This is a genomic window from Amycolatopsis sp. DSM 110486 (assembly GCF_019468465.1).
Taxonomy (GTDB): domain Bacteria; phylum Actinomycetota; class Actinomycetes; order Mycobacteriales; family Pseudonocardiaceae; genus Amycolatopsis.
In genome coordinates, this window is sequence record NZ_CP080519.1 from 5,329,750 (window position 1) to 5,349,620 (window position 19,871).

16 protein-coding genes, 1 tRNA gene and 1 pseudogene are annotated in these 19,871 nt (G+C 67.7%); 14 read left to right on the forward strand and 4 right to left on the reverse strand.

Annotated elements, in window-relative coordinates; translation table 11 throughout:
• Positions 1 to 3: 3 nt before the first annotated feature.
• Entirely contained in the window at positions 4 to 1,290 is a 1,287-nt protein-coding gene (locus K1T34_RS25995; RefSeq protein WP_220247418.1) for an MFS transporter, read from the reverse strand.
• A gap of 297 nt (positions 1,291 to 1,587) precedes the next feature.
• A complete protein-coding gene (locus K1T34_RS26000) occupies positions 1,588 to 2,526 on the reverse strand; it encodes a nitroreductase/quinone reductase family protein (protein WP_255638716.1) in 939 nt (312 codons plus the stop codon).
• A gap of 366 nt (positions 2,527 to 2,892) precedes the next feature.
• Here K1T34_RS26000 and K1T34_RS26005 point away from each other — a divergent pair, with 366 nt between their 5' ends.
• The 9 genes from K1T34_RS26005 (at position 2,893) to K1T34_RS26045 (ending at position 14,677) form a co-directional block, all read left to right on the forward strand.
• Positions 2,893 to 3,330, forward strand: coding sequence for a hypothetical protein (locus K1T34_RS26005; protein ID WP_220246783.1), 438 nt, complete (start codon positions 2,893 to 2,895; stop codon positions 3,328 to 3,330).
• Between the two features lie 181 nt (positions 3,331 to 3,511).
• Entirely contained in the window at positions 3,512 to 3,853 is a 342-nt protein-coding gene (locus K1T34_RS26010; protein ID WP_220246784.1) for a hypothetical protein, read from the forward strand.
• A 408-nt stretch (positions 3,854 to 4,261) separates the two neighbouring features.
• Positions 4,262 to 4,334 (forward strand) — tRNA-Ala (locus K1T34_RS26015).
• Positions 4,335 to 5,041: 707 nt separating this feature from the next.
• Positions 5,042 to 7,648, forward strand: coding sequence for a hypothetical protein (locus K1T34_RS26020; RefSeq protein WP_220246785.1), 2,607 nt, complete (start codon positions 5,042 to 5,044; stop codon positions 7,646 to 7,648).
• A 585-nt stretch (positions 7,649 to 8,233) separates the two neighbouring features.
• The gene (locus tag K1T34_RS26025) at positions 8,234 to 10,453 is read left to right on the forward strand and encodes an RICIN domain-containing protein (protein ID WP_220246786.1); all 2,220 of its coding nucleotides are present in this window, start codon (positions 8,234 to 8,236) and stop codon (positions 10,451 to 10,453) included.
• Positions 10,454 to 10,769: 316 nt separating this feature from the next.
• Positions 10,770 to 11,900 carry an ABC transporter substrate-binding protein gene (locus K1T34_RS26030; protein WP_255638717.1) on the forward strand — a complete coding sequence of 377 codons (1,131 nt, stop codon included), beginning with the start codon at positions 10,770 to 10,772 and terminating at the stop codon, positions 11,898 to 11,900.
• A 1-nt stretch (position 11,901) separates the two neighbouring features.
• Positions 11,902 to 12,837, forward strand: coding sequence for an ABC transporter permease subunit (locus K1T34_RS26035; protein WP_255638718.1), 936 nt, complete (start codon positions 11,902 to 11,904; stop codon positions 12,835 to 12,837).
• A complete protein-coding gene (locus K1T34_RS26040) occupies positions 12,834 to 13,604 on the forward strand; it encodes an ABC transporter permease (RefSeq protein WP_220246788.1) in 771 nt (256 codons plus the stop codon). The genes K1T34_RS26035 and K1T34_RS26040 overlap by 4 nt, the downstream gene beginning before the upstream one ends.
• Positions 13,601 to 14,677, forward strand: coding sequence for an ABC transporter ATP-binding protein (locus K1T34_RS26045; protein ID WP_255638719.1), 1,077 nt, complete (start codon positions 13,601 to 13,603; stop codon positions 14,675 to 14,677). The genes K1T34_RS26040 and K1T34_RS26045 overlap by 4 nt, the downstream gene beginning before the upstream one ends.
• Positions 14,678 to 14,726: 49 nt before the next feature.
• Here the strand turns inward: K1T34_RS26045 and K1T34_RS26050 are convergent, their stop codons facing one another.
• Entirely contained in the window at positions 14,727 to 15,125 is a 399-nt protein-coding gene (locus K1T34_RS26050) for an ester cyclase (protein ID WP_220246789.1), read from the reverse strand.
• Between the two features lie 78 nt (positions 15,126 to 15,203).
• On the opposite strand from K1T34_RS26050, the gene K1T34_RS53505 reads away from it, so the two are divergent.
• Both K1T34_RS53505 and K1T34_RS53510 read left to right on the forward strand, forming a co-directional pair.
• A complete protein-coding gene (locus tag K1T34_RS53505; RefSeq protein WP_255638720.1) occupies positions 15,204 to 15,422 on the forward strand; it encodes a sigma factor in 219 nt (72 codons plus the stop codon).
• 112 nt (positions 15,423 to 15,534) lie between these two features.
• Positions 15,535 to 15,612, forward strand: a pseudogene (locus K1T34_RS53510) (hypothetical protein); the annotation flags it as partial.
• 38 nt (positions 15,613 to 15,650) lie between these two features.
• On the opposite strand, the gene K1T34_RS53515 reads toward K1T34_RS53510, so the two are convergent.
• Positions 15,651 to 15,917, reverse strand: a complete 267-nt coding sequence (locus tag K1T34_RS53515) for a hypothetical protein (protein ID WP_255638890.1) — start codon at positions 15,915 to 15,917, stop codon at positions 15,651 to 15,653.
• Positions 15,918 to 16,141: 224 nt separating this feature from the next.
• Between K1T34_RS53515 and K1T34_RS53520 the strand changes: the two genes are divergently transcribed.
• From K1T34_RS53520 to K1T34_RS26065, 3 genes are all read left to right on the forward strand, one after another.
• Entirely contained in the window at positions 16,142 to 16,465 is a 324-nt protein-coding gene (locus tag K1T34_RS53520; RefSeq protein ID WP_255638891.1) for a hypothetical protein, read from the forward strand.
• Between the two features lie 144 nt (positions 16,466 to 16,609).
• A complete protein-coding gene (locus K1T34_RS26060) occupies positions 16,610 to 18,262 on the forward strand; it encodes a response regulator (protein WP_220246790.1) in 1,653 nt (550 codons plus the stop codon).
• The gene (locus tag K1T34_RS26065; protein ID WP_220246791.1) at positions 18,259 to 19,686 is read left to right on the forward strand and encodes an ATP-binding protein; all 1,428 of its coding nucleotides are present in this window, start codon (positions 18,259 to 18,261) and stop codon (positions 19,684 to 19,686) included. The genes K1T34_RS26060 and K1T34_RS26065 overlap by 4 nt, the downstream gene beginning before the upstream one ends.
• Positions 19,687 to 19,871: the final 185 nt, after the last annotated feature.

A 19,871-nucleotide genomic window follows, 5' to 3' on the forward strand; every position in this document is an offset into this window, starting at 1 on the left:
CGGCTACGACTCCCGTGCGGACCTGGTGTTCCGTTCCGGCACCGCGGACATCCGTGGCCGGGCGCCCAGCGCGATGGTGACGATGGCGCCGGCGACCATGCAGGCGCCGACGACCCACAGACCCGTGCGCTGGGTGCCGGTCAGGTCGCGCAGCCAGCCGGTGATGTACGGCGCCGCGAAGCCGGAGATGTTGCCCAGGGAGTTGATCAGTGCGATCCCTCCCGCCGCGGCAGTTCCGGCGAGGAAGTTCGAGGGCAGTGCCCAGAACGTCGGCAGCGCGCAGCACACGCCGACGGCGCAGATCGTCACGGCGACCATCGCGGCGTAGGGGTTGCCGAGGTACAGCGCGATCGGGATGGCGATCCCGCCGACCAGCATGGGCAGCGCCACGTGCCACTTGCGCTCTCCGGTGCGGTCGCCGTGGCGCGCCCAGAACACCATCACCAGGGCGCCGATCACGTACGGGATCGCGTTGACCAGCCCGGACTGGACCACGGTCAGCTTCGTGTCGAACTCCGCGCCGAACCCGGCGATGATCGTCGGCAGGAAGAAGCCGAGCGCGTACAACCCGTAGGCGACGGCGAAGTACACGAACGCCAGCGCGAGTATCCGCGGGTGGGTGAGCGCCTTCTTCAGCGGCCAGTGGTGCTCGGCCGTGGTCGCCTTCCGTTCCGTTTCGAGTGCGGTGATGAGCCACTGCCGCTCGTCCGCGTTGAGCCACTTCGCCTGTTCCGGCTTGTCGGTGAGCCAGAACCAGGTCGCGAAGGCCAGCAGGACCGCCGGAATACCCTCGACCAGGAACATGAACCGCCAGCCGTCCAGGCCGAACACCCCGTGGCCGCCGACGATCAGAAGACTCGACACGGTGGACCCGATGGCGGACGAGACCGGCACGGCAACCATGAACAGCGCCACGGCCTTCGCCCGCTGCGCGGCCGGGAACCAATAGGTGAGGTACAGGATGATGCCGGGGAAGAAGCCAGCCTCGGCCACGCCGAGCAGGAACCGCAGGATGATCAGCGTGGTCGCGTTGGGCACGAACGCCAGCACCGTCGCGAGGACACCCCAGGTGATCATGATCCGGGCCAACCAGCGCCGGGCGCCGAACCGGTGCAACGCGAGGTTGCTCGGCACCTCGAGGATGAGATAGCCGAGGAAGAAGATGCCCGAGACGAAGCCGAACGCCGTGGACGTCAAGCCGAGAGCCTTGTTCATGCCGTTGGGACCGGCGAAGCCGATGTTCACCCGGTCCAGGTAGTTGACGAAGTACAGCAGGGCCAGGAACGGCATGATCCGCAACGCCACTTTGGCGAGGACACGATCACCGAGTACGCCAGTCGTCCTTGACACAGACACATCTAACCTTTCTCGTTCCCGACGAAGCCGACGGCGGGCCAGACGCTCGGCGCAATCAAATTCTGGACCATTTCCGGCGACGGTAGCACAACGAACGCTGTCAGTAACCAGCTTGGAAGTTGCCCGATGGATTCGATCCCCAGTGCAGGCGGCTACCGTTTAACTGGACGGGTTAAGAGAATTAGGGAATTCGCGCGAACGCGGCGAGTTGCCGTCCGGTGATCGTTCGACTCAGCCGTACTGAGGTGCCGGGGCCGTGGCATTGAGCGCGGTCACCACGGCCTGCTCCTCGAAGTCGAAGTGGGACTCCAGCTCACCCGAGAGACGTTCCAGCTCGGCCCGCAGCTCGGCGGGATCCGACTCACCGGGCATAAAGCCCCCGACGAGCGCCTGGATCGAGTCCTGCAGCTCCGCCACGACCTTGTGTTGCTCGGCCAGTTGCGCGACGGCGGGCGCGAGGGCCGGGAACTGCTCGGCGATCGGCGGGAACACCGCGACGTCCTCGCGGACGGGGTGCCGGCGCAGCGCGGCGCAGAAGCTCAGGCAGTGGATGCGCATCTGCTGGCCGATGTCCGGCTCCGGCCGGGTTATCGTGGCCGCGGCCCCCTCCTCGACCTTGTCCACCTGCTCGCGCAGCGTCCGCAGCTCGCCGCGCAGCCAGTCGTGGACCTCGACGATCCAGTCGCCCATGCCCTTCACTCGCTCTTCCCCGGGTGCGGCTTCGATGCGGTGCAACACGATCACTGGGATCTGCCGGGGCGTCTTGGCCTGGTAGTCACCGTACCCGGGTGCCTCGGCCACGACCTGCTCGAACAGCTTGTCGTGCGCTGCACCCTGGGGGATGGCGGCGATCGCCTTGTAGGTGTCCTCGCCGGTCTCGGCCGTGACGATCGGGTTCTTGCGAATGTTGTGGTACCAGGCGGGGTTGTGGTCCGCATCACCGGCCGACGCGACGACCACGCCGTTGCCGTCGATCTCCAGGTGCCCGAGGATGGCCTCGCGCGGCCGACCCGTCTTGGCGCCGATCGTGGTCAGCACGGCCAGCGCCCAGCCCTCGAACATGCCGGTCATCTTGCCGTTGTTCGCCCTGAACTCGGCGATGACCTGGCGCTGGAAGGCGCTCACATCGAAGCCGGACCAGTCTTCTGCTTGGCCATTGCTGGGTTTCACGTATTTCCTTTCGGCGGTTTCCGGAAGGACGTCGCGGCACAGAATCAGACACGAAAATACCCCGCAAGCCTGGGCATGGCGCAGCAATCCCGACAGGGGGATTGACGAACTGCTAGAGACGGAGTTCCGGTCTCTGTGGCTGGTTAGCCGCTACCTCCATGCATAGGCCCATACGGGGCTCGCCACGAATTTAACACAGGACCCTTAGCGCGGCAAGTCACCTCAGCCCTCATTCCACGTTCACAAGGAGGGTGGCCGTCCGGTGGTATCCTTCTCCATTAGCGAAGACACGTTATTGGGGATTGGATCGGCGGCTTGAATGGAGGGTATGTCGATGAATGATCCACTCCACTTTGGCTGGCGACGTTGAATCGGGTTCAAGTTCTGAATTTCTTCAGAAGCGGTCAGCTCGACAACTTCAAGCCAGGAATCATGCTGGCTGCAGTGCTGGATGTGGTTGGAGATCCCGACGCGGTTACGGGGCCGCTCCCGGCCATATACGCCTTTGGGGATCTTCAATTGGGGTTTTCGGAAGGCGGAATTCTTTGGTATCTCGCGATTGAGCCGTCCGGTGGTGACATAATCCTTCCCGGCCCGTCGGGGGCTCCGTCCAGGGTGGATAACTTCACCCTCAAGGAACTTATGGACAACGCCAGAGTTTCAGGAGAAGAGCTGTCGAAGTGTGAGCCATTTGTTTCCGGCGAGTACTGGTGGCGGATTTCGGGGGCGCGGGTATTTATCGACTTTGACGAAGCTGGATTAATGAACGTCGCTCAATGCGCGGATCAACGGTTTGAAAATTAGGTTAAACTGTAAGCGGATCGCCCGTGCGGGCTGCTGGTGCGTGCCGGCATAAGGGAGATCATAGTTAGCGGTGAGCAGGGTAGTTCGGTGGAGGTTTGGGGCTGACGTGAGCCCGTGGGCCACCGCTGCCTGCGAAGGAAATCCCGTGGTGTGCTGTCGGGGTGGGGGATATCGTTCTGCCGTGGACGATGGTGCAGAGGTGGACCAGGCGTGGCGGGCAGAGATGCTGGAGGACATCGCGAGTGGCGATCTCTCTCGGTCGACGCGGGCGCTTCTGTCGCTGACGTACAACGAACCGGACCGTGAATGGGTAGAGGATCTGCTCTTGGATCAACTGAGAGAGGGGAATGATGCTCAGCTGCGTTCTCTGGCGGTGATTTGCATGGGTCACCTCGGGCGGTTGCATGGGCTTGTCAGCGGTCGGCTGATCATCGTCCTCAAGGATCTGTTGGGTGACCCTGTTCTTGGCGGCACTGCTGAAGATGCGCTTGGTGACATCATGCACTTTGCCTGGATACTGTGAGTCGGAATTATCGGTTTGAGGTTTGCGGACCGAGGATGAGCTTCACGATCGTGCAGCCGGACGGTCGAGTGGGCTCGGCGACGAGGGCGACGAGGTCTCGGTCGTGGGGGATGCGCGGGCTTGGCGGAGTGGTGCCGGTGCTCGAGGTGGCCTCGCCGGCAGTTGGGCGCTGGGTGGCTGTGGTGTCACGTAGCGTGGCGGCCCGGTGAGGCGCGGTGACGCGGTACTGGCGGTGGGGCCGTGTTCACGCCGACCTTCGGCCAGTCGGATGGACCGTCAGCGGGTCACCGAAGGGTGGTCCGACCTGGGGTTTTGGGGGCTTCAGACCTTGGCGGACCCCCCGGTGAAGGAGCGCCATGGCGGGGTGTAGTCTTTGTTCACACGAGATGCGGAGTTCACCTTCGCTTCGGGGCTATGGCGCAGCTGGTAGCGCACCTCACTGGCAGTGAGGGGGTCAGGGGTTCGAATCCCCTTAGCTCCACATCGCAATGAACCCCTTCGATCAAGTCGTTTCGGCTGGTCGGAGGGGTTTTCTACGTTGCGGGCTCGATCTTCGCTGATCAGCTTGCGGCGACATCCTGTGCCCCTGCTGGGGCAGAACTGGAGCACTGCCACAGCCTCAGCCCGGCGTCGGCGCGGTGTTCCTCGCCGCTCCCAGGCCTGGCTGGCGCCCGACCCCCACACCAGCGAAGAGGGGGACCACCGCCAAACACTCGCCCGGCGCAGGCATCGGCGGCGTGGGCGGAGGCGGAGTCACCGCCTACCACCGCCGCTCCAGACTATCAATTCATTGAAGCGCGGTATATCCGAACATCATCGTCGCGCCGACGCCGAACAGACTGGACACTTGACGAACACTGAACGAATCCGACGGGCGGATTCCGTAACAATTCCGTCCTCGTCAAGTGCGTGAACCTAACCTGTGAGAATGAGATCGAACAAAGTGAAAGCGCTCTGAAAGCCAGGCACCGAGCTGTGTCGTTCTTCCGCGAGTTCGTGCGCGATCCCTGGACGCTCGGCGCGGTCGCGCCGAGCGCCCCGGCTCTGGCCAGGGCGGCGACGGCGGCGGTGGTCTACGCCTTCCTTCTCCCGCCAGTGAAGCGCCTGCGAGCGGGCTGAACCATAGGGCAACCAATCCTCCCCTTCAGGCGTGTACGTCCTGCATGCATGCAGCAGGGGAGGGCCAGCATGACCTTACGAAGATCACTGACGTTGCTCGCCGTCGCGCTCACCATCGCGCTCACCGGCACCGATGGCGCGATGGCGGCAGCGGAAACCACTGGTCAACAGCGTTCCGAGGTGACGCTGTCCGCGACGTCCTGGGGTTACGTCGACTCAGCGACACCGACCACCGCCAATTTCAAGCCATCCGGCAACTTGCCGATCGGCACCTGGGACAACACACCGCACCTCCAACGCTCGTACGTGAATTTCGACCTGAGCTCGTTGCGAGGTGTGCCGTTCACGACGGTGCTGCTTTCGGCCGGCGAGACGCACTACGTCGACTGCGACAGTCGCGCAACCGAGGTGTGGCGGACCTCCGCCTACACTAAGCAGTCGACCTGGCAGAACCGCCCGGCGGAGCGGACACGGGTAGCCTCCAGGGGCGCCGACGGCACCTGCATCGACAACGACGCCACGTTCGACGTCACCACTGCGGTGCGGGACGCGGTCGACCACAAGGACCGTCACCTCACGCTGGGCTTCCGCGTCGCCGAATCCCACGAGGCGGACCCGGCGTTCTATCGGCTGATCGAGGCCCCGGCAACGCTGCGGGTGGTCAACAACGCGCCGCCCGCGCCGCCGACCGACCTCCGCACCAACGACGAACCCTGTGCCAAGGACGGCACCGGAGCACTGGTGAGCCGCCAGCTGGAGCTGAGCGCACAGGTATCCGACCCGGACGGCGACTTCACGTCCGGGCAGTTCACGTGGTGGCCGGTGGCGGACCCGTCGCAACGGCACACGGGTGCCGGGTCGGGCAACCCCGCCGCGGCGTACCCGGACACCTCGGACCTCGCCGACGGCACCTACGCGTGGGAGGTGTACGCACAGGACAGCTGGGGTGCGAAGTCGTCCACGGTGGGCCCGTGCCGGTTCACCGTCGACCGCACGGATCCGAACGCGCCTGCCGTCGTCTCCGCGACGTACCCTGCGGACGCCGAGGGCGGCGGGGTCGGTGTGTCGGGCGAGTTCACCTTCTCCCCCAACGGTTCCACCGACGTCGCGCGGTACGACTACAACTTCGGCGCGAACACGCGTGAGATCGCCGCAGGCCCCGACGGCACGGCCACCGTCAGCTTCACGCCAACGGCCAACGGCTGGCAGTCGGTGCTCGTGCGGGCGTGGGACCGGGCGGGCAACCTCTCGCTCAGCACCTACTACTCATTCCTCGTCAAGGAGACGCGGCCGACGGTCACGTCCGACCGCTACCCGCCGCAGGGCGGCCCAGCCGGCGGTATCGGCGTGCCGGGTGTGTTCCGGTTCGCGCCGGGGATGCCGAACGTCGTGGCGTATGACTACCGGCTGGACGACGGCGCGTCCGCCACGGTCACGGCCGGCCAGGACGGCGTCGCCGAGGTGACGATCACGCCGGCCACCGGTGGTGATCACGTGCTGTTCGTGCGCAGCACCGACACCTCGGGCGTAACGTCGCCGGAACGGGAGTACCGATTCCTCGTCGATGCGTCACCGGTGGTAAGCGGGCCCGAGAACGTCGACCTGGGCACCTCGGCCACGTACACGGCAACCCCGAGAATGCCGGACGTCGTCGAGTACAACTACTGGTTCGCGAGTGCCGAGAGTACGAAGTGGACGGTCAAGGCGAACGCCGACGGAACCGCCACGCTGCCGGTCGAGTTCACCTCGGCTGACCAGAACCTGCTGCGGGTCCAGGCCCGCGACGCGTCCGGCGGGCTGTCCCCGGTGACGGAGAAACGGTTGTCGCTCAACACCTGGCGACCGACGATCGGCCACGAGGGCGACATCGCGACGGAGGGCAGAGCCGCCACGTTCACGTTCACCACCCCGATGCCGAACGCCGTGGAGTTCGAGTACTGGCTGACGGCGGACCCGGCGACCAGGTGGACCGTGCCGGTCAGCGGGAACACCGCGACGGTGAGCTACACCCCACCAAGGATCGGCGACTACGAGATGTTGGTACGCACGAGGAACACGGCGGGCGTGTGGTCGTCAACGGACAACATCACGTGGACAGTGACGAACGATCCAACGGTGACCTCGAAGGAGTTCCAGGCAAACGGGCGGGTGTTCCCCGGCACCTTCACGTTGGAAGCCCGCCAGCCGGATGCGGTGGCGTTCGAGTACTCGTTCGACTGGGGTCCGTTCCAGCAGGTGGCCGCTCAGAACGGGCGCTCCGTGCTGGCATGGACTCCCCCGCTGCCACCGGAAGGCTGGGCCTCCCACAACCTGCGGGTGCGTACGGTGACGGCCGACAAGGTCTCCTCGCAGGAGAACACGTACGGGTTCAGCATCTCGAGCGCGCCGTACGTGTCGTCCAAGGAATACCCGGAAAGCGAGTGGTCGGGCGGTCCTGGTGTGCCGGGGACGTTCACCTTCACGCCGGGTATGCCGGGCATCGTCTCGTACACCTACTACGTCCGGAACGACCGGGGTGCCGTGACAGAGGAGTTCACGGTGCCGGCGGACAGTTCGGGTGCGGGGACGATGACGTGGACCCCACCGGACCGAGGCATCTACTCGGTCACCGTGTGGGGCAACACGGCCGACGGCACCAGGTCGGGTGGCATCGGCTACTCGGTGTACGTCAACTAACCGCGTGACCGGCGGCCCCGCTCCCGCCAGGGAGCGGGGCCGCATGCGCAGTATCGGCAGCACGCTCTCCCGAACCAGTAGGCACATCGACGAGCTGAAGGCGGCCAGGTGCAGCGAGGACGAGATCTTCGTTGTGACGGTCACCGCCCGATCGGGGCGGCGCTGGGCAGCTTCGAAGCCGACCGCGACGCGATCCATCGCTGAGAGGTGCCGAGAACGTACGTGGCCGCTCGTCCTTCAGGGTTTTCTGCATCGGTGGGTCGATGCACCACCTGCGCCGGCCCTGGTTCGACGGAATCAGCTGCTCATCATCACCTCTGCGGAGATCATCGCGGAGAGGCCCGCACTGTCGTTGGCGCAAGAGCTGCCTGATGAAGTCCAGGACCCCGCCCCGAGAACCCCCAGCTCAAGGACCTCTTCATGACTTATTTTTAGCTCTGTATTGACTCCCCGTGTGGGCGCCGTTACATTTTCACCCGGTTGTGACGCCGAGGTCCCCGCCCGCTACGCCGCGTCTTCATGTCTGGGCATGAGCCTTGCCGTTTCCTGCTCGTCGAACGCCGCGGTGCGGTGGAGGAGGTTCCGATGGGATTGCGGAGAGTGGGCACGGTGGTGCTGTCCGCGTTGGCGCTGGTGAGTGGGTACGCGGGGGTGTCGCAGGCGGAGCCGGCAGCCCAAGCCCAGCCCCAAGCCCAAGCCATCGCGCCCGATCAGTGGTTCACGGTGCAGTCCGTGAACAGCGGCAAGTGCGTAGACGCGAAATCCGCCGCCAGCGCCAACGGCACGGTGGTCCAGCAGTACAGCTGTAACCAAACCGCCTCCCAAACCTGGCAGTTCCAGCCCACCACCGACGGCTACGTCCGCGTGAACACGCAGCTCAACGCGGCCCAGTCCTGGGACATCACGGACGTCTCGAAGGCCGACGGTGGACTGGTGCAGCTCTGGTCCTACTCGAACGGCGTCAACCAGCAGTGGCAGCCGGTGCAGGAAGCGAGTGGTGCGTACCACTTCGTGAACCGCAACAGTGGCAAGTGTCTCGACGTGCCGAGCGCCTCTATCGCAGACAGCGTTCAGCTTCAGCAGTACACCTGTAATAACACCAGTGCGCAATCGTTCACAATAACTCCCGTGGGTGGTACTACGACTCCTCCGAGCGAGGACCCGGACCTCGGCCCGAACGTCGTGATCTTCGATCCGTCGATGTCCGCCGCGAGCATCCAGAGCAGGCTGAACAGCATCTTCAGCCAGCAGGAGAAGAACCAGTTCGGCAGCCAGCGCTACGCCGTGATGTTCAAGCCGGGCACGTACTCCAACGACGTGAACGTCGGCTTCTACACCCAGGTCCTCGGCCTCGGGCTCAGCCCCGACGCCGTGACGATCAACGGCGCCGTGCACGTGGAAGCCGACTGGTTCCCGCCGCAGAACGCGACGCAGAATTTCTGGCGCGGCGCCGAGAACCTGTCGGTGAACCCGACCGGCGGGGCCGATCGGTGGGCGGTAAGCCAGGCGGCTCCCTACCGGCGCATGCACGTGCGCGGTGACCTGCAGCTCGACGACGGCGGCTGGGCCAGCGGCGGCTGGATCTCCGACACCAAGATCGACGGACAGGTCCGCTCCGGCTCGCAGCAGCAGTGGATCTCGCGCGACTCGCAGTTCGGCAGCTGGAACGGCTCCAACTGGAACATGGTCTTCGTCGGCGTGAACGGCGCGCCGCAGAACACGTTCCCGAGCCCGCCCTACACCACGGTCGGCCAGGCGCCGGTGGTCCGCGAGAAGCCGTTCCTCTACATCGACAGCGCCGGCAAGTACCAGGTCTTCGTGCCGGCCCTGCGCACCAACACCTCCGGCACCAGCTGGGCGAACGGCACCGCGCCGGGCTCTTCGCTGCCGATCGACCAGTTCTACATCGCCAAGCCGGGCGCCTCGGCGGCCGACATGAACGCCGCGCTCGCGGCGGGCAAGAACCTGCTGATCACGCCGGGTGTCTACCACCTCAACCAGACCCTGCACGTGACCCGCCCCGACACCGTGGTCCTCGGCCTCGGCATCGCGACCCTGGTGCCCGACAACGGCATCACCGCGATGAACGTGGACGACGTCAACGGCGTGAAGGTCGCCGGCCTGCTCATCGACGCCGGCACGACGAACTCGAACACGCTCATGCAGGTCGGCGCGCCCGGCTCGACCGCCGACCACTCGGCCGACCCGACCTCGCTGCACGACGTGTTCTTCCGCATCGGCGGCCCGGCCGTCGGCAAGGCGACCAACAGCCTGGTGGTGAACAGCAACAACGTGATCGGCGACCACATGTGGATCTGGCGCGCCGACCACGCGGCGAACAACAGCTTCGTCGGCTGGAACACCAACACCGCCGACAACGGGCTGACCGTCAACGGCAACAACGTCACGATGTACGGCCTGTTCGTCGAGCACTACCAGAAAACGCAGGTCGTCTGGAACGGCAACGGCGGGCGCACGTACTTCTTCCAGAACGAGATGCCCTACGACGTGCCCAACCAGGCATCGTGGATGAACGGTTCCTCGCAGGGCTATTCCGCTTACAAGGTGGGCCCGAACGTGACCAGTCACGAAGCGTGGGGCCTGGGCAGCTACTGCTTCTTCAACACCAACCCGTCGGTTGCCAGCGCCCATGCGTACGAGGCGCCCAACACCCCGGGCGTGCGGTTCCACGACATGGTCACCGTGTCGCTGAACCACGCGGGCACGATCACCCACGTCATCAACACGACGGGCGCGACCACGCCCGACGGGACGAAGCCCGTGAACCTGGTGAGCTACCCGTAGCGCAGGCGCTCCAGACAACCGGTGCGCGCCGTGGTGGCGGCCTCGGCGCGCACCGGTTCCCAGTCCACGTGAGAACGCGCAAACGATCGACAGGAGTCGCCCGGTTCCCGGAACTTCCGGAAACTGGGCGACTTTTTCGTGACCACACCGTTCTCAAAGATCACCAACCGCAGCGGCACCGTCGCGCTGCGCCGAAGCAAGATCAGCGTGCATGAGCAGGGCACTGGCCATTCACGTCCGGTTCACGACCCGTCTGTGTCCTTCGTGGACTGTTCGCTCGGCATTCCCACACCCCGGGTATCAAAGGACTGGACAAGTGAAAAGACGTTTCGCTGCCCTGGCCGCGGTCGCAGCCGCCGGCACGCTCCTGCTCACCGCCTGCGGGGGTGGCGCGTCGGGCTCGGAGCAGAGCTCGGGCGTCGCCACCGCCAAGTCCGCCGCCGACCTCGGTGGTATGGACAAGCTCGTCGAGGCGGCCAAGAAGGAGGGCGAGCTCAACGTGATCGCCCTGCCGCACGACTGGGCCAACTACGGCGAGATCCTCGACGCCTTCAAGAAGAAGTACGGCCTGAAGGTCACCGAGGCCAACCCCGAGGGCTCGAGCCAGGACGAGATCAACGCCGTCAAGCAGCTCAAGGGCCAGGACCGCGCGCCCGACGTGGTCGACCTCGGCAGCGCGTTCGCCCTCTCGGCCGCGTCCGACGGCCTGCTGGCGCCCTACAAGGTCACCACGTTCGACGACATCCCGGCGGGCCAGAAGGCCGACGACGGCTCCTGGTTCTTCGACTACGGCGGCTTCATCTCCATCGGCTACGACGCCTCGAAGGTCACCGACCCGCCGAAGACGCTGGCCGACCTCAAGAAGCCCGAGTACAAGGGCAAGGTCGCGCTGAACGGCGACCCGACGAAGGCGGGCGCGGCGTTCGCCGGCGTCTACGCCGCGGCCCTGGCCAACGGCGGTTCGTTCGCCGACATCAAGCCGGGCGTGCAGTTCTTCGCCGACCTCAAGAAGTCCGGCAACTTCATCCCGGTGCAGTCGAGCGCGGCCACCATCGAGAGCGGCCAGACCCCGATCACGCTCGACTGGGACTACCTGCAGGCCGGTTACGCCGCGAAGCTCAAGGGCAAGGTCGACTGGAAGGTCACCGTCCCGAGCGACGGCATCTACTCCAACTTCTACGCCCAGGGCATCAGCAAGACCGCCCCGCACCCTGCCGCCGCGCGGCTGTGGGAGGAGTTCCTCTACTCCGACGAGGGCCAGAACCTGTTCCTGAAGGGCCTTTCGCGCCCGGCGCGCCTGCCGAAGATGGAAGCGGCCGGCACCGCCGACAAGACCGCGCTGGCCGCCCTGCCGAAGGTGGAGGGCGACGTCAAGTTCCCCACCGACGCGCAGGTCAACGACGCCAAGAAGGTCCTGGCCGACGAGTGGGCCAAGGCGCTCGGCTGACGTGACCGCCGAAACCGTCACCGCGGCGGCGGGAGTGGCCCCGGCCGCTCCCGCCGCCGCGCCCGTGCGCCCCGGGTCCGCGCGGCGCGTGCTCTCGTGGGTGGCGGGCCACCTCGGCCTGCTGCCGTTCCTGCTCTACACCGGCGTGTTCCTCGGCGCGCCGGTGGTGATGGTGGCCGTCGGCGCATTCCAGGACAACGACGGCGCCTTCACCACCGACAACCTCACCGCGGCGTTCGCCGACCAGTTCGGGCGCTCCTTCGCCACCAGCATCGAGCTCTCGGCGCTCACGGCCGCGGCCGGGGCGATCCTCGGCGCGATCCTGGCCAACGCGGTGCTCGGCTCGAAGCCCGACGGTCTGCTGCGCAAGGTCGTCTCCAGCGCCGCCGGCGTGCTCGCCAACTTCGGCGGCGTGCCGCTGGCGTTCGCGTTCATCGCGACGCTCGGCAGCATCGGCATCGTCACGAAGGCGCTGGCGGGCCTGGGCTTCGACATCTACGCCGGCGGCTTCAACCTCTTCACGTTCACGGGCCTCGCGATCGTCTACGTGTACTTCCAGATCCCGCTGATGGTGATCGTCTTCACCCCGGCGCTGGAGGGCATGCGCGAGCAGTGGCGCGAAGCCGCGGCGAACCTCGGGGCCACGCGGGCGCAGTACTTCCGGCTGATCGCGGTGCCGGTGCTGCTGCCGCCGTTCCTCGCCTCGACGCTGCTGCTGTTCGCCAACGCGTTTTCCGCCTACGCCACGGCCTACGCGCTGACCACCGGCGTCGTTCCGCTCGTGCCGATCCAGATCGGCTCGCTGGTGAGCGGCAACGTCGTGGCCGACCAGCAGAACCTCGGCAAGGCGCTGGGGCTCGGCATGGTCGTGGTGGTCGCACTGGTGATGGCGATCTACGCGTACCTGCAGAAGCGCGCTTCGAGGTGGCTGTCGTGAAGAACAAAGCGCTGCGCTGGACGGTGCTCGCGCTGTTCGGCCTGTACTTCCTCGTGCCGATGGGCGCGTCGGTGGAGTTCAGTCTCCGCGACGTGAACAACACGCACAGCTTCTCCTCGTGGGGCAAGATCCTCGACGAGCCGGACCTGCTGCCCACGCTCGGCACGTCGCTGTGGGTCGCGGCCGGCACGGTGGCGCTCACGCTGCTGCTGATGGTGCCCACGGTGAGCTGGGTGCACCTGCGCAAGCCGAAGCTGCGCCGCCTCATCGAGGGTGTGAGCCTGCTGCCGCTGGTCATTCCGCCGATCGTGCTGGTCAACGGCGTGCTCGTGGTGTTTCGCGACGCGCCGGAGGTGATCAACGGGACGCCCGTGATCCTCGTGCTGGAGTACGTGATCCTCGCGCTGCCCTTCACCTACCGCACGCTCGACGCGGGCCTGGCGGCGATCTCGCTGCCGACACTGGTGGAAGCCGCGCGCAGCCTCGGCGCGTCGTGGCCGACGGTGCTGCTGCGGGTGATCGTGCCCAACATCCGCTCGGCCGTGTTCGGCGCCGCGTTCCTCAACCTGGCGCTGGTGCTGGGCGAGTACACGCTGGCGAGCATCCTGCTGATGGACACTTTTCCCGTGTGGACGGTCAGCACCGGGCAGTCGGAGGCGGGCGTGTCCGTCGCCGTTTCCCTGCTGTCCCTGCTGGTCGCGTTCCTGCTCCTGTTCGTCCTGTCCCTTGTGGCCGGTCGCCGCAAGGCTTCGCGAGGTGTGGCGTGAAAACTGTGCTGGAGACTCCGCAGACAAAGACCGGTGCGTCCGTCGAGTTCCGCGGCCTGCGCCGCGAGTTCGGCGAGGTCCGGGCGCTCGACGGGCTGGACCTGACGATCTCGCCGGGCGAGCTCGTCGCGCTGCTCGGCCCCTCGGGCTGCGGCAAGACGACGGCGTTGCGCGTGCTCGCGGGCCTGGAGGCGGTGGACGCCGGCGAGGTGCTGGTGGACGGCACCGACGTGGTCGGCGTGCCGGCCAACAAGCGCGACATGGGCATGGTGTTCCAGGCCTACAGCTTGTTCCCGAACCTGACGGTGCGCGACAACGTGGCGTTCGGCCTGCGGCTGCGCGGCGTCGCCACGGCGGCGCGGCAGAAGCGGGCGCAGGAGCTGCTGGAGCTCGTGGGGCTGTCGGCGCAGGAGAAGCGTTACCCACACCAGTTGTCGGGCGGCCAGCAGCAGCGCGTGGCGCTGGCCCGCGCGCTGGCGATCGAGCCGCGCGTGCTGCTGCTCGACGAACCCCTGTCGGCGCTGGACGCCCTCGTGCGCACGCAGCTGCGCGACGAGATCCGCCGGCTGCAGCTGCGCGTGGGCATCACGACGCTGTTCGTGACGCACGACCAGGAGGAGGCGCTGTCGATCGCCGACCGCGTCGGCGTGATGCGGTCGGGGCGCCTCGAACAGTGCGACAGCCCGGCCGAGCTCTACGCAAGGCCCGCGACGGCGTTCGTCGCGGAGTTCGTGGGCACGATGAACCGCCTCCCGGGCGTGGTCGCGGTCGGCGGCGCGTCCGTCGACGTGGTGGGGGAGCGGCTCGTGCTGGCCGAACCGGGCCGGTGCACCGACGGCGACGCCGTGACGGTGCTGGTGCGCCCGGAGGCGGTCACGCTCGTGGCCGCTTCGGACGGGCGTGCGGTGGTGACGGACCACAGCTTCCGCGGCGCGGTCACCCGCGTCACCGCGCTGCTGTCCGACGGCACGTCGGTGCTGGCCGACCTCCCGAGCGTTTCGGCGGCGGAACTGCTGCCGGGCACCGGGGTCACGGTGTCGTTCGGGACGCAGCCGGTCCTGCTGGCGAGCTGACGCCGTTCCCGCCGCCGGAGGGTGTTCGCCTCCGGCGGCGGGAACGACGTCAGGCGGCGACCTGCTGCAGCAGGTCGTGGAAGTCGAGCATCGGCCACAGCTCGGCGATGCGGCCCTCGCGCAGGCCGAACACGACGGTGGCGCGCATGCGGATCGCCTTGCCGGTGGCCGGACTGCCGAGGAAATCGCCGTCGTGGGTGCCGGTCATCGTCCAGCGGACGGCGGCTTTGTCGCCGTCCACCAGGATGTCGTCCACGTGCAGCACGGCGTCGGAGAACGACGCGTGCACGATCTCGCCGGCACCGATCACGGCCTCGCGGGCCGACTCGTCGGACGGGCCGTGGTTCACGGCGTCGGGGGTGAGCAGTTCGTCGATCAGGTCGAAGTTGCGGCCGTTGAACAGTTCGGCGTAGAACCGTTCGACGGTCTCTCGGGTGGTGGTGGCCACGGGGGTCCCCTCTCTACTGTGGTGGTGGTTGCGGTCTTCGTGCGGTGGCGCAGTGAGGACTGAACAGGGGAGCGCCTTGTGACAACCGACTTCTTCACCGACGAACGCGGCCGGCTTTTCGGCCTGGCCTATCGCCTGCTCGGCTCTGTCGACGACGCCGAGGACGCGGTGCAGGACGCCTACCTGCGCTGGCGCCGTTGTCGACCCTGGCGAGCTCACCGCGCCCGGAGCGTGGCTCACGAAGGCCGTGACGAACCTCTGCCTCACCCGGCTCACGTCCGCGCCCGCTCGCCGTGAGTCGACGGCGGGCGACGCGCTGCCGGAACCCGTCCTCACCGGCGGCGGTGCCTTGGGCCCGCTGGAGACCGTGGAGCGGCGCGAGTCGGTGTCGTTCGCGATGCTCGTGCTGATGCGGTCGCTGACACCGGTAGAGCGCGCGGTCTTCGTTCTGCGCTCGGCATTCGACTACCCGTACCCGGAGCTCGCCGCGCTGCTGGAGCTCACCGAGGCCAACGCCCGCCAGCTCTACAGCCGCGCCCGCCGCCGCGTCGACACCGGCGAGACCCGCTTCCCGACGTCCGACGACGGCTCGATGCGGCTCACCGAGAGCTTCATGACGGCCGTGCGCTCGGGCCGGCTGGAACTGCTCGAGGACCTGCTCGTCGCCGACATCGCCACCTGGATGGACCTCGGCGACGGCGAACGCGTGCACGTCCGCGGCCGCGCAGCCGTCCGCCGCAACGCCGCCGCCACCCTCGCCCGCTTCGCCACGGTGTCCGACTTCCTGCTCATGGAGGTCAACGGCGGCCCGGGCATCCTCTTCCTCCAGGACGGCGAGATCGTGGGCCTCACCGTGGTGGAAACGCGGGACGGGCGGATCTCGGCTCTGCGCACGGTCGCGGATCCGGATCGGTCGGGGTATTTGCGGCACAGTTCGCGGCACTGCTCTCCGCTGAGTGACCGGGGAGCGCGAAAACGGCCGTGGCCTCGGGCCGGCGGCGCCTACGCTCGGTGGGATGAACGAGTCCTTCTTCCGGCACCTGGTCATCGCCGTCGGGGACCTGGCGCAGCCGGCCGCGGCGCAGATCGCGTTGCTCGAGAAGCAGGGACTGCGCGACGCCGACGAGCTCGCGCTGGAGCTCGACGAGTACTTCGCGGCGCTGAAGGACATCCTGCCCGCCGACACCGTCGCGGTGCTGGCGGAGCTCGACGGCCTCCTCGAAGAGATGAGCGGCCCGACGGGTCCGTGGTCGTTCGAGGCTCTGGCGACCGCACCGGAGTGGGTTCGGGTCAGGGAGCTGGCCGCGCGGGCGTTCGCGTTGCTGGGCCGCCCGGCCTGAGCTGCCCGGCTGCGCTCCAGCGGCACGAACGGACCGTTCGCGCGGGCACTTCCGGCACCGATCCCCAGGTCCAGGCCCGGCTGGAGCAAGTCCAGCCCGCGCGAGCGTTCTCCCCGCCCGAGGCCACGCCGTAGGCTGTCGGGTGTGAGCCAGCCGATCCTGATGACCGTCGACGACGACCCCGCTGTTTCGCGGTCGGTCGCGCGTGACCTGCGTCGCCGCTACGGCAAGGACTACCGCGTGATCCGTGCGGACTCCGGGGCCGACGCCCTCGACGCCCTGCGCGAGATCAAGCTGCGCGGAGACGCCGTCGCGGCGATCCTCGCCGACTACCGCATGCCCCACATGGACGGGATCGCCTTCCTCGAGAAGGCGATGGACCTGTTCCCCAACGCCCGCCGCGCGCTGCTGACGGCCTACGCCGACACGGACGCGGCCATCCAGGCGATCAACGTGGTCGATGTCGACCACTACCTGCTCAAGCCGTGGGACCCGCCGGAGGAGAAGCTGTACCCGGTCATCGACTCCCTCGTGGAGACGTGGCTCGCGGTCGGCGACAAGTCCGTGGACGAGACGAAGCTGGTCGGCCACCGCTACTCGGCGCCGTCGTTCAAGGTGCGCGACTTCCTCGCGCGCAACGCCGTGCCGTACCGCTGGTACTCGGTGGACGAGGACGAAGGCGGGCGCATCTTGCAGGCCGCCGGCGCCGTGGAGACCGACATCCCGGTGGTCGTGACGTCCGACGGCACCGTGCTGAAGCAGCCCACTGGCAGCGAGATCGCCGTCGCGGTGGGCCTGTCCACGCGGCCGGCGCAGGAGTTCTACGACCTCGTGGTGATCGGCGGCGGCCCGGCCGGCCTCGGCGCGGCCGTGTACGGCGCGTCGGAAGGCCTGCGCACGGTGCTCGTCGAGCGCAAGGCCACGGGCGGCCAGGCGGGCACGAGCTCGCGCATCGAGAACTACCTCGGGTTCCCCGACGGCGTCTCCGGCGCGCAGCTCACCGACCGCGCCCGGCGCCAGGCGCAGAAGTTCGGCGCCGAGGTGCTCACCGCGCGCGACGTGGTGGGGCTGGAGGTGCGCGGGTCGAGCCGCGTGGTCACCTTCGGCGACGGCTCCGAGATCGCCGCCCACGCCGTGATCCTCGCCAGCGGCGTCACCTACCGCGCGCACGAGGCCGACGGCATCCGCAAGCTCACCGGCAGCGGCGTCTACTACGGCTCCGCCGCCACGGAAGCGCCCGAGTGCAAGGGCCAGCACGTCTACATCGTCGGCGGCGCGAACTCCGCGGGCCAGGCGGCGGTGTTCTTCGCACAGCACGCGAGCGAGGTGTCCCTGCTGGTGCGCGGCGACTCGCTGGAGAAGTCGATGTCGCACTACCTCATCGAGCAGATCGCGGGCATCGACAACATCACCGTCCGCACGGGCACCACCATCGTCCAGGCCCACGGCGCCGACCACCTCGAGGCCGTGACCCTGTGCCACGGCGACACGACGGAGAAGGTCGAGACCGGGCACCTGTTCATCTTCATCGGCGCGGCGCCGCGCACCGACTGGCTGGGCGAGGTGATCCAGCGCGACCACCACGGGTTCGTCCAGACGGGGCCCGACCTGGTCGCCGAGGGCCGCAAGCCGGCCGGCTGGCCGCTCGACCGCGACCCGTACCACCTGGAGTCGTCCGTGCCCGGCGTGTTCGTGGCCGGCGACGTCCGGGCGCAGTCGGTGAAACGCGTGGCCTCCGCCGTCGGCGAGGGCGCCATGGCCGTCACCCTGGTCCACCGCTACCTGGAGGAACAGTGAAGGAGCCCGCACTGCCGCGCGAAGAACTCCGCGGCCTCTTCCTGTTCGAGCACCTCTCCGACGAGCAGCTGGACTGGATCGAACAGCACGCCGTGCTGGAGCACTACGAGGGCGACACCGCAGTGCACCGCGAGGGCGATCCGGCCACCTGCTTCTACATCGTGCTCTCGGGCGCGCTGCGGATGTCGCGGCTGGTGAGCGGCGCCGACGTCGAGGTGAAGCGCTCCGACCAGCGCGGCTCCTACTTCGGCGCCACGCAGTTCTTCGTGCACCAGGACACCGAGCACACCTACAGCGCCACCGTGCGGGCGGTCGGGGACCTGACGCTGCTCGCGCTGCCTTCGGCGGAGTTCGCGGTGGAGTTCCGCAAGTGGTTCCCGATGGCCGCGCACCTGCTGGAGGGCATGTACCTCGGCTGGCGCAACTCCGACACCGTGATCTCGTCGCGGCGCCGGCTGCTCGCGCTCGGCGAGCTCTCGGCCGGGCTCACCCACGAGCTCAACAACCCGGCCGCGGCCGCGGTGCGCGCCACGGCGTCGCTGCGCGAGCGCGTGGCCGGGATGCGCCACAAGCTCGCGCTGCTGGCGAAGAAGGACATCGATCCGGACCTGCTGGAGCAGCTGCTCGACGTGCAGGAACAGCTGGTCAAGACGGTTGCCGACGCGCCGCGGCTCTCGGCGATGCAGCAGTCCGACCGCGAGGACGAGATCAGCGACTGGTTCGACGACCACGACATCGACCAGGGCTGGGACCTCGCCGCGATCTTCGTCGCGGCCGGGCTCAAGACCGAGAACCTCGACGGCGTCCTGGAATCCGTCGGCGAGGGCCTGCTCGACGGTGCCCTGCGCTGGCTCGCGTACGCGCTCGAGACCGAGATCCTCATGGGCGAGATCGAGGACTCGACCACGCGCATCTCGGTGCTCGTGGGCGCGGCCAAGCAGTACTCGCAGATGGACCGCGCGCCGCACCAGTGGATCGACGTCCACGAAGGACTCGACTCCACGCTGGTGATGCTGTCAGGCAAGATCGGCGACAAGATCCGGGTCGTCAAGGACTACGACCGCGGCATCGACCACATCCCGGCCTACGCGGCCGAGCTGAACCAGGTGTGGACCAACATCATCGACAACGCCGTCCAGGCCATGGGCGGCGAGGGCACGCTGACGCTGCGCACGTGGCAGGAGAGCAAGCAGGTGCGCGTCGAAATCGGCGACAGCGGCCCCGGCATCCCGGAAGAGGTGCGCCAGCGCATCTTCGAGCCGTTCTTCACCACCAAGGGCGTCGGCGAGGGCACGGGCCTCGGCCTCGACATCTCGTGGCGCATCATCGTGGAACGGCACTCGGGTGACATCAAGGTGACGTCCGTGCCGGGCGACACGCGGTTCGAGATCTGTCTGCCGGTGGAGGAACAAGCCTCGCTCTGAGCCGTTTGCGCTGACCGCCCGCGCGCCGCTGCCGTGATCAACCGGCTGCGGTGCGCGGGCGGTTCGTCATTTCCCTTCCGTCACAAGGAAAAGCCGGGACTTCACCGGATCCCGATCGACCCCGTCCGTTCATTGATCGTTCACTTCGAACTCCTCGTGCCGCGCGTCAAACGAGTTGCGGGGGC